This is a genomic window from Methylobacterium sp. 17Sr1-1 (genome assembly GCF_003173775.1).
Classification (GTDB): Bacteria; Pseudomonadota; Alphaproteobacteria; order Rhizobiales; family Beijerinckiaceae; genus Methylobacterium.
In genome coordinates this window covers 5039317-5053093 of record NZ_CP029552.1, presented here as the reverse complement: position 1 = coordinate 5053093, position 13777 = coordinate 5039317, and the positions used below count along the sequence as shown (strand labels likewise).

The window sequence follows — 13777 nt, the reverse complement described above, 5'->3', positions numbered from 1 at the left end:
AATGCCGTCACAGGAGGCAATTGGGTGGGCGAGCCATCGTTCCGGGACGACGGTCAGATCACCTCGACCTTGGTGCCGACCGGCACGAAGCGGTAGAGCTCGATCACATCCTCGTTCAGCATCCGGAAGCAGCCGGCCGAGGCGGCGCGGCCGATCGAGTCCGGATCGGTGGTGCCGTGGATGCGGTAGAGCGTCGAGCCGAGATAGAGCGCCCGGGCCCCGAGGGGGTTGCGCGGGCCGCCGGCGACGGTGCGCGGCAGGCCGGGGCGGCTGCGCCGCATCTCCGGCGTCGGCGTCCATTGCGGCCATTCCTGCTTGGCGGTGACCGTCTGCACGCCCTTCCAGGTCGTGCCGGGGCGCCCGACCGCCACCCGGTAGCGGACCGCCGTGCCGTCGCCGCGCACGAGGTAGAGCAGGCGCGCCGCCGTATCGACCACGATCGTGCCGGCCCCCTGCGCGCCGGGATAGCCGACCACCTTGCCGCGCCGCAGGGCCGGCAGGGCGACGGGCGGCGCGGGCGTGAGGCGCGGGGCCGGGGGCGCCGGCAGCGGCTCGATGGGCAGGGCGGCCAGGCGCGCGGGCGCGTCCGGCGCCGGGGCGGGCGCGGCGAGGGGCGCGACGGCGGGGGCCGGCGGAGCGGGAAGCGGCGCGGCGGGCGCTGTCGCGGACAGCGCGGCGGCGGAGAGGGGATGGGACGGCGCCGGCTCGGGGGCGAGCGCGGAGAGGCGCATGGGGGCGTCCGGCAGGGGCAGGCTCGGCACGGTGGCCGGCCCCTCCCCCGCCGCGACGGGGCTGCGCGGCGCGTCCGTGGCGGCCGCCGGGCGGGAGCGGCAGCGATAGACGCGCTGCCTGTCCGCCCGCATCGTCGCCGGGCCGATCGCGTCGACGACGATCTGCCGGGGCTCGGCCCTCGCCTCCGCCCGCAGGTCCTCGGCCGAGCGGAAGCAGCGCATGTGGAGGCGGTAGCCGATCGCCGTGTCGGAGACCTTGTCGATCCGGCAGCGCAGGTCGCGCGCGTCGAGCCGCGCCTCGGCGGCGGGCTTGAGCCGGATCTCGAACGCCCGCGGGCTCGCCGGGTCGGCGCAGTCGCGCAGGGTCGGCGCCCACCAGCCCGCCGGCGACTCGTCGGCGCTCATCGCCTGGGCGGCGCCGGCGCTGCAGAGAAGGAGGGCGGGCAGGAGCCGGCCGAGACGTCGCATCGTGGTGGCTTTCGGAAGAGGGACTCGACGGGCGGGGGACTGGAGGGAGCTCAGCGGGCAGGCGGCTGTCCGGCCTCGGCGACGGCGCGGAAGCCCGCGGCGTGCGGGGCGGTGCCGATCACCACGAACCCGCTCCAGCCGTCCCGGGGCGCGGGCCCGCCGGCCGGGCCGCCATCGGCGACGAGGGCGACGCGGACCTCCTCGCCGGACCGGCTCTGGTCGCGGGGCGCCGGCGGGACATCGGCTTCCTCGAACAGGCCCGCCCGCAGCAGCAGCGGCGCCTCCTCGGCGACCTGTCTCGGGGGGCCCTCCGCCGGACGGGCGGCCACGCGCAGCGACGCCATGCGGGCGCCGAGCCGGTCGAGGGCGAGGCGGATCGGCCGGCCCTGCGGGGCATCGAGCGCCGCGAGCGCCGCCTTCGTGTCGTCGCGCGCCGGCACGACGTGGACGACGCGGTAGCGGCGCGCCTTCAGCTCGCGCAGGAGCGCGGGCAGGATCGCGACGGTGCGGGGCTGGATATCGTGGAGCAGGATGATCCCCCGCCCCGCCGCGTCGAGGCGCCGGATCACCCGGTCCATCACCGCCTGCGGCGAAATCTTCTTCCAGTCGTCGCCGTCGACGTCGATGCTGAACGGCACCAGCTTCTGCCCGGTCGCATAGCGGTCGAGGGCGGGGCTGTGCCCGAGGCCGGGGAAGCGGAAGAACGGCGACAGGGCCGGCGCGTCGTCGGTGAGCACGGTGCGGACGGCCTCCAGGCCGCCGTTGATCTGGTCGCGCCGCACCTCGGGGCTGCGGACCCGGTCGAGGTAGCGGTGCGACCAGGTGTGGCTCGCGATGGTGTGGCCCGCGGCGGCGGTCTGGCGCAGGGTGTCGGGGAACTGCGCCACCATGCTGCCGACGACGAAGAACGTCGCCTTCACGCATTCCGCCTTCAGCGCGTCGAGCACGGCCTGCGTGCGCCGGGGCAGCGGACCGTCATCGAAGGTCAGCACCACCTCGCCGCGCTCGAGCGGCAGGGTGCGGCCGTAGCTCGCCTTGCCGACGGGCCCTTGCGTGAACGGCACTTCGAGGGTGCGCGCGGTGCCGAGCGCCTCCGGTCCGCATTCCGCGGCCGCGGCGAGGGCCGGCGGCAGGCACAAGGCGGCGGACAGCAGCAGGAGCTTGAAGCAACGCACGAACAAACTCCGCCACGCCAACGACCTTTCCGCCAATTTCACACGCAAATCTGAGTCGCCGGTAAACGCGCCACGATCTCGCCGCAGTCGCTGGGGAATCGCGTGCAGGACTATCCTCTCACCCCGCCCGGAGCCGCGGCAGGATCAACGTGGTTAATCGGGATTAATGCGACGACACTTGCCCTGCGTCAGCGGGCAAGACCTGCAGCGCGGCAGCAAAGCCGGATCGTCCGTCGACCTCGCGCCGACCTGCCCGGCCGTCGGTCGCGCAAGACGAGCGAGCCGGAACGACGGCGGTGCCGCGGGCCGTCCGCACACCTTAACCCAGTGCTAACCATGGCCGTCGTTCCGTTGCCGGAGGGCAGCGGAATCTCGGGCGGATGGCACGGCGCGGACACACCCTTCGGGCGGAGACCCCGCCGCACGGCGCCGTCCCGGCGGGGCCGGCAGCCCTCGCGCCCGGCCTGCTGACGCTGGCGCGCTGGCGGCTGCTGGCCATGCACCGGAGAGCCGGCGTCGGCCATGTCGGCGGCAACCTCTCGGCGCTGGACGCGATGATGCTGGTGCATCACGAGATGCTGTCCGAGGCCGACCGCTTCGTCCTCTCGAAGGGCCACGCGGCGGGCGCGCTCTATGTCACCCTGTGGAGCCGGGGCCTCCTCGCCGAGGCCGAGCTCGACACGTTCCACGCCGACGGCACCCGGCTGCCGGGTCACCCTCCTGCCGGGCATCCGCCCGGACGCGGCCTCCCCGGCATCCGCTTCGGCACCGGCAGCCTCGGGCACGGCCTCTCGCTCGCCGCCGGGCTCGCCCTCGCGGCCCGGCTGCAGGGCCGGCCGGGCCGGGTGTTCTGCCTGACCTCGGACGGCGAGTGGCAGGAGGGCTCGACCCTCGAGGCGCTGATCTTCTGCGCCCACCGGCGCCTGTCCAACCTGACGATCCTGATCGACCACAACCGCCTCCAGGGCTTCGGCACGACCGGCGAGGTCGCCTCCCTCGATCCCATCGGGCGGGCGCTGAGCGGGTTTTCCGTCGAGATCCGCGAGACGGACGGGCACGACCTCGCGCAGATGCGCCGCGCGCTGACGCCCGGCACCGACCGGCCGGTGGTCGTCGTCCTGCACACCGTGAAGGGGCACGGCGTGCCGGCCATCGCGGGGCGCCTCGACAGCCACTACCTGCCGCTCACCGAGGCGCAGGTGCAGGAGGCGATTCTCGGCGAAGAGATTCTCGGCGAGGCGATTCTCGGCGACGCGATCCCCGGCACCGGGGAGACGGCCTGATGCGGCGCGAATTGTGCGAGGCGCTGGTCGCCCGGGCGGCGCGCCCCGGCCTCGTCTTCCTCACCGGCGATCTCGGCTTCGGCGCCCTGGAGCCCCTGCGCGACGCCCTCGGCGAGCGCTTCCTCAATGCCGGCATCGCCGAGCAGAACATGATCGGGGTGGCCGCCGCGCTCGCCAGCGAGGGGCTGGAGCCCTGGACCTACACCATCGCGCCGTTCTGCTACGCCCGCGCCTTCGAGCAGATCCGCAACGACGTCTGCCTCCACCGCCTGCCGGTGCGGATGCTCGCCAATGGCGGCGGCTACGCCTACGGGGTGATGGGCCCGACCCATCACGCGCTGGAGGATTACGGCATCCTCTCGACCCTGCCGTCCCTGCGCATCTTCGTCCCCGCCTTCGACAGCGACGTCGCCGCGGTGGTCGAGGCGGCCGGGAGCGATCCGGGCCCTGCTTACGTCCGGCTCGGGCGCGGCGAGGTGCCGGCGGGCCGCACCGCGCCGGCTTACGCGCCCTGGCGGCGCCTGCGCGCCGGGCGCGGGGCGGTCGTGGTGGCGGTCGGGCCGGTGGCCGGCCTCGCCTGGTCGGCCTTCGCGGAGGACGGCGAGGAGGGGCCGGAGATCTGGGCGGTGAGCGAGCTGCCCTTGGGCATGAGCCCGCCGCCGCCGCCCTTCGTCGAGGCGTTGCCCGGCCGCGTCCTCTGCGTCGTCGAGGAGCACGTCGCGCAAGGGGGGCTCGGCCAGGGCCTCGCCGCCTGGTGCCTGGAGCGCGGCGTCGCGGTCTCAGGCTTCCGCCCGGTCGCGGCGTCCGGCTACCCGTCGGGCACCTACGGCTCGCAAGGCTTCCACCGGCGCGAGAGCGGCCTCGATCCGGATTCGCTCCGCGCGAGGCTTCTCGCATGAACGGCTCGCCCGCCGACTGGATCGACACCCTCAAGGGGCCCATCGCCGTGCTCGGCGCGGGCGGCTTCGTCGGGTGCAACCTGTTCCGCCACATCCTGGCGCGGCGCCGCGACGTCTACGCCGTCGCCCGCACCCTGCCCGCACCCCGCCTGCGCGACGTCGATCCCCAGCACCTCGTCGCGGTCGACTTCACCGACAAGGCGGCGACCGCGAGCTTCGTCGAGGCGATCCGCCCGGCGACGGTGTTCGACTGCATCGCCTACGGCGCCTACTCGTTCGAGACCGACGCCGACCTGATCTACGCCACCAACTTCACCGCCCTCGTCTCCCGCGTCGAGCGCCTGGCCCTGACCGGCGCGCTCGCGGCCTACATCCATGCCGGCTCCTCGTCCGAGTACGGCCTGAACTCCGCCGCGCCCGGCGAAGACGCGGCCCTCGTGCCCAACAGCGCCTACGCGGTCTCGAAGGCGGCGGCCGCCCAGTTCCTCGCCTATGCGGGCAAGACCCGGCGCTGGCCGGTGGCGAACCTGCGGCTCTACTCGGTCTACGGTCCCTACGAGGACGCCAACCGCCTGATCCCGGCCGTGGTGTCCCGCGGGCTGGCGGGGGGCTATCCCGATCTCGTCGATCCGTCGATCGCGCGCGACTTCGTCTACGTCGGGGACGTCTGCGAGGCCTTCGTGCGGGCCGCCGCCAAGATGTCGCTCGACCTCTACGGCGAGTCGCTCAACATCGGCACCGGCACGCAGACCACCATCGGCGACCTGGCGCTGACGGCGAAGGACGTGTTCGGCCTCGCCGAGGCGCCGCGTTTCGGCGCGATGGCGCCCCGCGCCTGGGACCTCGCGCGCTGGCAGGCCAATCCCGACAAGGCCGCGCGCCTGCTCGGCTGGGAGGCCAGGACCCCGCTCACCGAGGGACTCGAACGCACCGCCGCCTGGATGCGCGAGGCCGGGGCCGAATTGTCCGGCCTCACCAAGGCCGGCGCGACGCGGCGCCGGAGCATCGCGGCGATCATCGCCTGCTACAAGGACGAGGAGGCGGTGCCGATCATGCATGCCCGCCTGACCGCGGTGTTCCGCAAGATCGACGTCGATTACGAGATCATCTTCGTCAACGACGCGAGCCCGGACGGGTGCGGCGAGCGGATCCGCGCCTTGTCGGCCTCCGATCCGCACGTGCTCGGCATCACGCATTCGCGCAATTTCGGCTCGCAGATGGCCTTCCGCAGCGGCATGGAGCTGGCGACCGCCCAGGCCGTCGTGCTCCTCGACGGCGACCTGCAGGACCCGCCCGAGCTGATCGAGCCGTTCTACGCGCAATGGGTCGCGGGCCACGACGTGGTCTACGGCCGGCGCGTCGAGCGCGAGATGCCGTTCGTCTGGGGCCTGCTCTACAAGGCGTTCTACCGGGTCTTCGCCGCCTTCAGCTACGTGCGCATCCCGCACGATGCCGGCGACTTCTCGCTGATGGACCGGCGCGTCGTCGGCTGGCTCCTGAACTGCCCGGAGCGCGACCTGTTCATGCGGGGCCTGCGCGCCTATGTCGGCTTCCGCCAGACCGGCGTCGATTACGTGCGCCCGAAGCGGATGTTCGGCACGAGCACGAACAACCTGTTGTCCAACCTCGAATGGGCCAAGCGCGGCATCTTCTCGTTCAGCAACACGCCGCTGAAGATGCTCACCGCCGCCGGCATCGGGCTGCTCGGCCTCTCGGGCCTGATCGGCCTCGCGATGATCGGCCTGCGCCTCGCCGTCCCCGACATCGCTCCGCGCGGCGCGGTCTCGACCCAGCTGGCGATCCTGTTCTTCGGCGCCCTCAACCTGTTCGCGATCGGGCTGATCGGCGAGTACGTCGCGAAGATCATGGAGGAGGTGAAGGGCCGCCCGCGCCTCATCCGGGCGGCCCTGATCCGCGGCGGCGTCGCCACCGACCTGCCGCCCGAGGGGAGGACCCGCCCGTGACCGGCACGCTCGCGCAGCCAAGCACGTCCGCGCGCCGGGACCACGCCGTCCCGGACGCTCCCCCGCGCGCCGCCGGCTCTCATCGCACCGCCGATCGAACCGCTGCGCGCGTCGCGGGCGAGGGCCTCGGCCACCTGCCCTTCACGATCGTGGTGGTGCTGGCGGCCGCCCCCAACCTGATCTTCCTCGCCACCCACCTCCGGAGCGCGGCCCTGGCCGCTTTCTGCCTCGCGCTTCTGTCGACGGCGCTCGCCCTGGTCCTGCGGGATCTCGGCCGGACTCGCGCGCCGATCGACGCGCCGCTCCTCACCGCCGCCCTCGCGGCCGGGATCGGGCTCTGCCTGCTCGGCGGCGAGGGGCACCTGTTCTTCGCCAACGACGACTGGCTGCTGCGCGACGCCGTCCTGCGCGATCTCGTCGCCGAGCCCTGGCCGGTCGGGTACCTCTATGCCGGCGACCCGACGATGCTGCGCGCGCCGCTCGGGATGTACCTGCTGCCGGCGGCGGTCGGTAAGGTTCTCGGCCTGTACGGGGCGCATGCCGCGCTGCTCGCCCAGAACGCGCTCCTGTTCGGCTGCCTGTTCTACGGCTTCGCCCGCCTCGCACCCACGCACCGGCAGGGCCTCGCCCTGATGGCGATCTTCGTCGCGTTCAGCGGCTGGGACGTCGTCGGCGCCTGGAAGCTCGGCGGCCCGCTCACGCCGGGCATCCATCTCGAGCAGTGGCTCGGCAACCTGCAATTCTCCTCCCACGTGACCCAGCTGTTCTGGGTGCCGAACCACGCCGCCTCGGGCTGGATCTTCGTCGGGGCCTGTTGCCTGTGGCGCACCGCCGTCCTGCGGGCCTCCTCGCTGGCGGTGGTGTTCGGGCTCTGCGTGTTCTGGTCGCCGCTCAGCACGATCGGTGCCCTGCCCTTCCTGCTCCTGGCCCTCGCCGGCGACGCGCGCGCGGGCCGGCTCACGCCCGGCGCCGTCGCGACCGTCGCCCTCGCCGGGCTCGGGCTCGTGCCGGTCGCGCTCTATCTCGGCGCCGATGCCGGCCGCGTCCCGCACGGGGTGCAGGAGCTGACCGGGGAGTTCTTCGCCCGCTACGTCCTCCTCCTCACCGTCGAGATCGTCCCGATCCTGGTCGTCCTCGGCCTCGGGCCGGGATCGCTCCTCGGCACCGACCACCGGACGCGGCGGGAAACCGGGCTCGTCCTCGTCCTGCTGCTGCTCGCGCCGCTCTACCGGCTCGGGGGGCGGATTTCGTGATGCGCGCCTCGATCCCGGCCCTCGCCCTGCTGGCCCTGCGGGTCGGCGCGGTCGTGCCGACGCTGCGCGGGCGGCAGGCCGCGATCGCCCTGGCGATCCTCGCCATCGGCGCGGTCACGCCGCTCTACGAGATGATCCGCGCCGTGGTTCTCCCGTCCTTCTCGGTCAGCGCCTGCACCGTCCTGGCCGCCGCCCGGACCCCGCCGAACAACGGGCCGCTCTTCCACTACGTCTCCCGGATCGACGCGCTCCCGGGGCACCTCGCGGATCGCGTCCTCGCCAAGCCCGAAAGGCTGGTGCGCCTCGTGCCGCAGGGCCAGTGCTGGCCGGATCATCCGGCGCATCAGGAGCATGCCGGGGAGGTGTTCTAGAGCAACACGCGGTCACACCGCAGCCGGACGCCGCTTCAGATCTTTGATTTTTCCGGCATCTTCTTTGCCCATCCGGCGACCACTTGGTCGGAAAATGCTCCAGGTCTTCGACTTTGGCGCATCGTCTTCGACGAACCGGAACTCGACCCGTCGATCGTTGCCGCACGGCCGAAATCACGTCCGCTCGACCGGGCCACGAACCGCTCGCGTCGGCGACCGCGCCGGATTGCAGGCGCTACGGCGCTGCGATGACGTACTCCTTGGGTACGGAGGGACAGCACCGCGCATCGTTCGGGCCGAGCGTCGTCAACGTAACCCTTACCTGACCGCGGCTGAACTTCGCCAAGCGCGGCGACTGACCATACACGTCGGGCACCGTCTTGATGAAGCGAAAGCCGCTGCTGGTTCCCCGATAGAGGCTCACCTCGATCGAGTCCGAGTTACCGCCGCCCTTCGGGTGAGAGTAGGATACGGCGAGCGCATCCTCCCGCCGATCTCCCGTGAAGTCACCGAAGAACGGATGAACTTGGACGTAATCGGCGCCCCTGATTCTCTTTCTCTCGAGAGCGACCAGCGCCTTCCGGCCGGCACCCTCGGCACGCGCCGGCTCGGGCAAAGGAACGAAGCATAAAACCGACAAGCAGACAGGCAACCTGACAAGATGTGCGGACCAGCGCGCCGGATGGACGATCATACGACTCTCCCCGCGTTCGCGTGTGCCAAATTGCATACGAAGCGTCGCCATCGGTGACAACCGGTCCTTCGGCGCTGAAGGAGTCGATCCGGCACTTCGATCGGGCGAGCATGGCACGACCACGCGGCGTACGATCATCGAATGGATGTTGGCCGCCTCGGTCTTTCGCATCGTCGAGCCGACCGGGATTCGATTCCAGGATCGCAGCTGGGACGGGACTGTCATCCAGCCCGACCCATTTGCGTTAAGTCTCCGCTAACCAAGAATGCCGTTCCATCCCCATCGGCATGCGGGGGAGAGGCACCGGATCCAGGGGATGCAAGGCGCCGGCCGCTGCGTCCCCGCCCGACGCCGCGCCAGGATTGTCGAGGACGCCCAGTGACCCCGGACAGCCAGACCATCTCCGCCCCGGCCGCGATCCTGGACGGGCTCCAGGGCCGCGACTGCCCGGTCTGCGGCGCGCCCGAGCGCGGGGCGCGGCCGTTCCTGTCGGCCTCGGTCGATCCCGGCCGGATCGGCGCCCTCAGCTTCGCCTCCCGCAAGCCGCCCGAATACATGTCGTTCCGCCTGGTCCGCTGCGAGACCTGCGAGACGGTCTTCGCCGCCGAGGCGCCGGGCGCCGAGGCCCTGGCCCGCGCCTACCGCGATGCGGGCTACGACAGCGCGGAGGAAGCGCTCTACGCGGCGCGCACCTACGCGCAGGCCCTCGCCCCCCGTCTCGGCCCGGAGCATCGCCGGGGCACCGCCCTCGAGATCGGCGCGGGCAGCGGTGTCTTCCTGCAGGAATTGCTCGATCTCGGATTCGCCGAGGTGATCGGGGTCGAGCCCTCGCACGAGGCCGTCGCGGCGGCCCCCGTGGCTTTGCGCCCGCACCTGCGGATCGGCGTGTTCGAGCCCGGCGCGCACCGGCCGGGCAGCCTCTCGCTCGTATGCTGCTTCATGACCCTGGAGCACGTCGCCGATCCGCGTCCGCTGACGCAGGCGGCCTACGACCTGCTCGAACCCGGCGGGCTGCTCGCCTTCGTCACGCACGATTACCGGGCGCCGATCAACCGGCTGCTGGGCCGCCGCTCGCCAATCATCGACATCGAGCACATGCAGCTGTTCTGCCCGGCGAGCCTGCGCCGCCTCCTCGGCGAGGCGGGGTTCGGAGAGATCGACATCGGGGCGATCCGCAACCGCTATCCCCTGCGCTACTGGCTGCGCCTGCTCCCCCTGCCCGGGCCGCTCAAGCCGGCCGGCCTCGCGGCCGCCGAGGCCTTGGGGCTGGGTCAGCGCAGCGTCGGGCTGAATGTCGGCAACCTCCTCAGCGTGGCGCGCAAGCCGCTCTGAGGCGCGACGGGGCACCAGTCCGGCGCGTGGCCGGGCTTCGCCACGCCACCCTTTCCGGGCCTGGAAAGGGTGGAGCTCGAACTGCTCGCCCCGCACAGTCTTGCCGCTGTCGCGTACGGTGGAAAAGCGGGAAGCCGCGAGGGCGCGCTGGGGGCGGCCTTCATCCCGGCCGGACCAGACCTGCCCAGTGAAGCGGCGGGCACGGATCGCCTCCATCCAGCCACGGGATCGGCCGCAGGCGCGTGACGAGACGAGCTTGCCGATGACGGCTGGCGCCACACCAAGCTGATGCTTCGATTTTCAGATTGAGAAGACGAGTGGCGCGCCCGAAAGGATTCGAACCTCTGACCCCCAGATTCGTAGTCTGGTGCTCTATCCAGCTGAGCTACGGGCGCCCGATCGAAGGGTGAACCTTCGATAATGATGCGGCGGAGCGGGGCAGAGCCCCGTCACACCGTGACGTCTCAAGTGTGGAATGGCGCGCCCGAAAGGATTCGAACCTCTGACCCCCAGATTCGTAGTCTGGTGCTCTATCCAGCTGAGCTACGGGCGCCTGACCGGGGGGAGCGGTGCGCCCCGCCGGTGGAGGTGGGATCTAAGGGGTTCGCCCCGGCTTGGCAACCCCTATTTCGCCGGCGGACAGAGGGGGCCGCGCGAGGCGGCCCCCTTCCGGCTCAGAGGCCGGCTTGCCCGCTCAGAAGCCGGCCTGGGTGACGAACTTGGTGTTGAGGTAGGCCTCGATCGCCTCCGAGCCGCCCTCGCTGCCGTAGCCCGAATCCTTCACGCCGCCGAAGGGCGTCTCCGGCAGGGCGATGCCGTGGTGGTTGATCGACATCATGCCGCTCTCGACCCGCGTGGCGAGCTTGGTGGCGGTCTCGGCCGAGCGGGTATAGGCGTAGGCGGCCAGGCCGTAGGGCAGGCGGTTGGCCTCCGTGAAGGCCTCCTCGTCGTCCGAGAAGCGCTGGATCGCGGCGATCGGCCCGAAGGGCTCCTCGTTCATGATCCGGGCGTCGAGCGGCACGTCGGTGAAGACCGTCGGCTCGAAGAAGTTGCCCTGGTTGCCGATGCGCTTGCCGCCGGTGCGCAGATTGGCGCCCTTCTGCTCGGCATCGGCGACGAAGCCCTCCATCGCCTCGATGCGGCGGCCATGGGCGAGCGGGCCCATCTTCACGCCGTCCTCCAGGCCGTTGCCGACCTTGAGGTCGCGGGAGAAGCCGACGAAGCCGTCGACGAAGGCGTCGAACACCGAATCGTGGACGAGGAACCGGGTCGGCGCGACGCAGACCTGGCCGGCATTGCGGAACTTGTTGGCGCCGAGCACCTGCACGGCCTTGGTCACGTCGGCATCGCGGAAGACGATCGCCGGGGCGTGGCCGCCGAGCTCCATCGTGGCGCGCTTCATGTGCTTGCCGGCCAGCGCCGCGAGCTCCTTGCCGATCGCGGTCGAGCCCGTGAAGGTGATCTTGCGGATCACCGGATGCGGGATGAGGTACGACGAGATCTCCGCCGGGTCGCCGTAGACGAGGCCGAGCACGTCGCCCGGCACGCCGGCATCCAAGAGGGCCTGGATGAGGGCGGTGCAGCTCGCCGGGGTATCCTCCGGCCCTTTCAGGATCACCGAGCAGCCGGTGCAGAGCGCCGCCGAGACCTTGCGCACCGCCTGGTTGATCGGGAAGTTCCACGGCGTGAACGCCGCGACGGGTCCCACGGGCTCGCGGATCACGAGCTGCATCACGCCCTCGGCGCGGGGCGGGATCACCCGGCCGTAGGCGCGCCGGCCTTCCTCGGCGAACCAGTCCATCGTGTCGGCGCCGCCGAGCACCTCCATCCTGGCTTCCGCCACCGGCTTGCCCTGCTCCAGGGTCATGATCCGGGCGATCTCGTCGGCGCGCTCGCGCATCAGGTTGGCGGCCTTGCGCAGGACCTTGCTGCGCTCGAAGGCCGAGACCTTGCGCCAGGCCTTGAAGCCGCGGTCGGCCGCCTCGAGGGCCTCGTCGAGGTCCTGGCGGGTCGCGACGGCGAGCTGGCTCAGGGTCTCGCCGGTGGCCGGGTTGAGGATCGGCAGCGTCTGGCCGGCGCTGCCGGCGCGCCACTCGCCGGCGATGTGGAGCTTAACGTCAGGAAACATCGAAGGCCTCATCCTCGTTCCGGAGGGGACGAGCCCTAACTAAGGCAGTCCCCACCGGCGGGACAGGCACCATCGCGCAAAGCCCGTCCGTGCCCGGCGCGCCTTGTGCGTCCGTGCACGACCTGACAGAGTTCCCGGCCTCACACGGTCCCCGGCCTCGTCCGGCGCCGCGGCATCCGCCTCAACGGCCGGCGACCGCGCGGGCGATGGCCTCGAACCGCTTCTGGGTCGCGTCGATCTGGCCGTAGACGGTCTGGCGCGTGCAGGCCGAGACTGTCATGCCGTGGAAGAACTGGCTGGCATCGTGTCGGCTGCGGCAATCGAGGTAGTTCGGCAGCACGAAGATTGCGATCAGGACGAGGACCGGGAGCCCGAGCTTCACCAGGATCCGGACCGGCCAGGGCAGGTAGGAGAAGGCGCGCTCCGTCCGCCGCTCGGCCGGCGGGGCCGACACGACGATCCGGATGTCGCCGTGATCGCCGTCGAGGCGCTCGATCCCGCTGCTCCGGTGATGGCCGCGCATCCCGCTCCCCACATTCAGTCCGCCACGATCATCGATCGTGCGGGTGCGATCCTGACGCAGCGGAATTAAATTTCCGTGCGCCGAAACGAAGACAATCGTCGGGATCGCTCGGAGAAGGCCGAACCGGTCATGTGCGCCTGCGCACGCCGCCGATGTCCCGCCGGTGCCACAACGGATTGAGCCCTGACGGGCGTTCCTCCAAGACTTCGGGCCGCCCGCTGGGGCGGCTTTTCTTTGTGCCCCGGAGCCGGTCCCGGTCAGAGCACGACGTGCCGGCCGAAGGTCTCGGGCCGGAACGGCAGCCGGAAGGTGACGGCGAAGCCGTTCTCGAGGTGGCGCACCACCGTGGCGCGGCGCTTGCCCACGGTCACCGTCTCCCCCACCGGCGGAACGTCGGTCACCGCGACGGCGACGCCGCTCATCGACAAGTCGATGATCGTCCCGGGTATGACCCGGCCGTCGGCGCGGCGCACCTCGACGGAGCGGGTATGGGGCACGATGCGCGGATCGCTGCGCTGGTCGGCCTTGCCGTTGGCCTGCGCAGCGAGCCAATCGAGGCGGGCAGCGAAGCGGGCGCGGCGCTCGGGCCCCACCTCCACCGCGACCGTGAAGCCGTCCGACGCGACCGCCTGGATCACCCCCGTCACCGGTCCGACATTGTCGAGGTAGAGCGTGACGGGGTCGCCCCGCAGGCCGCTCTCCGGCGCCCTCACCTCGATGGTCGAGAGGGAGAGGCTGCGGGTCTCGCAGACATGCTCCGCCCCGCCCGGCAGCAGGTAGCGGCCGCCGACCCGGATCTGGATCGCCCGGAGACCTGATTCGGGTTCGGGCTGGAGATGCAACTTCAAGGGACCCGCCAAGATCTTACAAACGCGCGGGAGTAGCATCGCGCGAGGCCCGGCCGGCCGCAAGGCCGCCCGCTTTTCGTCCTTTACAATCCACCACGAGGCTTAATG

12 protein-coding genes and 2 tRNA genes are annotated in these 13777 nt (G+C 71.7%); 6 read left to right on the top strand and 8 right to left on the bottom strand.

What is annotated here, in order from left to right; all coding sequences use genetic code 11:
* Nucleotides 1-53: 53 nt before the first annotated feature.
* On the bottom strand, nucleotides 54-1199 hold the full coding sequence (locus DK412_RS31585; protein WP_348629344.1) for a L,D-transpeptidase: 1146 nt from the start codon (nucleotides 1197-1199) through the stop codon (nucleotides 54-56).
* A gap of 50 nt (nucleotides 1200-1249) precedes the next feature.
* On the bottom strand, nucleotides 1250-2374 hold the full coding sequence (locus DK412_RS22950; RefSeq protein ID WP_162596280.1) for a polysaccharide deacetylase family protein: 1125 nt from the start codon (nucleotides 2372-2374) through the stop codon (nucleotides 1250-1252).
* 380 nt (nucleotides 2375-2754) lie between these two features.
* On the opposite strand from DK412_RS22950, the gene DK412_RS22945 reads away from it, so the two are divergent.
* The 5 genes from DK412_RS22945 to DK412_RS22925 are packed head-to-tail and all read left to right on the top strand — an operon-like array spanning nucleotide 2755 to nucleotide 8144.
* Entirely contained in the window at nucleotides 2755-3657 is a 903-nt protein-coding gene (locus tag DK412_RS22945; protein WP_245447197.1) for a transketolase, read from the top strand.
* Nucleotides 3657-4556, top strand: a complete 900-nt coding sequence (locus DK412_RS22940) for a transketolase (RefSeq protein WP_109973837.1) — start codon at nucleotides 3657-3659, stop codon at nucleotides 4554-4556. The genes DK412_RS22945 and DK412_RS22940 overlap by 1 nt, the downstream gene beginning before the upstream one ends.
* Nucleotides 4553-6520, top strand: coding sequence for an NAD-dependent epimerase/dehydratase family protein (locus tag DK412_RS22935; protein WP_109973836.1), 1968 nt, complete (start codon nucleotides 4553-4555; stop codon nucleotides 6518-6520). Before DK412_RS22940 ends, DK412_RS22935 begins: the two co-directional genes overlap by 4 nt.
* Nucleotides 6517-7773 carry a hypothetical protein gene (locus DK412_RS22930; RefSeq protein WP_109973835.1) on the top strand — a complete coding sequence of 419 codons (1257 nt, stop codon included), beginning with the start codon at nucleotides 6517-6519 and terminating at the stop codon, nucleotides 7771-7773. The genes DK412_RS22935 and DK412_RS22930 overlap by 4 nt, the downstream gene beginning before the upstream one ends.
* Nucleotides 7773-8144: a hypothetical protein gene (locus tag DK412_RS22925; protein WP_109973834.1), complete on the top strand. Its 372-nt coding sequence runs from the start codon at nucleotides 7773-7775 to the stop codon at nucleotides 8142-8144. Before DK412_RS22930 ends, DK412_RS22925 begins: the two co-directional genes overlap by 1 nt.
* A gap of 235 nt (nucleotides 8145-8379) precedes the next feature.
* Here DK412_RS22925 and DK412_RS22920 read toward each other — a convergent pair whose 3' ends face one another.
* Complete coding sequence (locus tag DK412_RS22920; protein ID WP_204165426.1) at nucleotides 8380-9009, bottom strand: hypothetical protein; 630 nt, start codon at nucleotides 9007-9009, stop codon at nucleotides 8380-8382.
* A 207-nt stretch (nucleotides 9010-9216) separates the two neighbouring features.
* Here DK412_RS22920 and DK412_RS22915 point away from each other — a divergent pair, with 207 nt between their 5' ends.
* Entirely contained in the window at nucleotides 9217-10170 is a 954-nt protein-coding gene (locus DK412_RS22915) for a class I SAM-dependent methyltransferase (protein WP_162596279.1), read from the top strand.
* Nucleotides 10171-10488: 318 nt separating this feature from the next.
* On the opposite strand, the gene DK412_RS22910 is transcribed toward DK412_RS22915, so the two are convergent.
* From DK412_RS22910 to DK412_RS22890, 5 genes are all read right to left on the bottom strand, one after another.
* Nucleotides 10489-10565 (bottom strand) — tRNA-Arg (locus tag DK412_RS22910).
* Nucleotides 10566-10646: 81 nt separating this feature from the next.
* A tRNA-Arg gene (locus DK412_RS22905) sits at nucleotides 10647-10723 on the bottom strand.
* Nucleotides 10724-10864: 141 nt separating this feature from the next.
* Nucleotides 10865-12298, bottom strand: coding sequence for an NAD-dependent succinate-semialdehyde dehydrogenase (locus tag DK412_RS22900; RefSeq protein WP_109973831.1), 1434 nt, complete (start codon nucleotides 12296-12298; stop codon nucleotides 10865-10867).
* Between the two features lie 181 nt (nucleotides 12299-12479).
* A complete protein-coding gene (locus tag DK412_RS22895; protein ID WP_109973830.1) occupies nucleotides 12480-12821 on the bottom strand; it encodes a hypothetical protein in 342 nt (113 codons plus the stop codon).
* Nucleotides 12822-13078: 257 nt separating this feature from the next.
* Nucleotides 13079-13669, bottom strand: coding sequence for a PilZ domain-containing protein (locus tag DK412_RS22890; RefSeq protein ID WP_245447195.1), 591 nt, complete (start codon nucleotides 13667-13669; stop codon nucleotides 13079-13081).
* Between the last annotated feature and the right edge of the window lie 108 nt (nucleotides 13670-13777).

Bases quoted from the DNA above. Each gene is read 5' to 3' on its own strand.
- DK412_RS31585 (WP_348629344.1), bottom strand. From the start codon at position 1,199: ATGCGACGTCTCGGCCGGCTCCTGCCCGCCCTCCTTCTCTGCAGCGCC.
- DK412_RS22945 (WP_245447197.1), top strand. From the start codon at position 2,755: ATGGCACGGCGCGGACACACCCTTCGGGCGGAGACCCCGCCGCACGGC.
- DK412_RS22940 (WP_109973837.1), top strand. From the start codon at position 3,657: ATGCGGCGCGAATTGTGCGAGGCGCTGGTCGCCCGGGCGGCGCGCCCC.
- DK412_RS22935 (WP_109973836.1), top strand. From the start codon at position 4,553: ATGAACGGCTCGCCCGCCGACTGGATCGACACCCTCAAGGGGCCCATC.
- DK412_RS22925 (WP_109973834.1), top strand. From the start codon at position 7,773: ATGCGCGCCTCGATCCCGGCCCTCGCCCTGCTGGCCCTGCGGGTCGGC.
- DK412_RS22920 (WP_204165426.1), bottom strand. From the start codon at position 9,009: ATGCGAAAGACCGAGGCGGCCAACATCCATTCGATGATCGTACGCCGC.
- DK412_RS22900 (WP_109973831.1), bottom strand. From the start codon at position 12,298: ATGTTTCCTGACGTTAAGCTCCACATCGCCGGCGAGTGGCGCGCCGGC.
- DK412_RS22895 (WP_109973830.1), bottom strand. From the start codon at position 12,821: ATGCGCGGCCATCACCGGAGCAGCGGGATCGAGCGCCTCGACGGCGAT.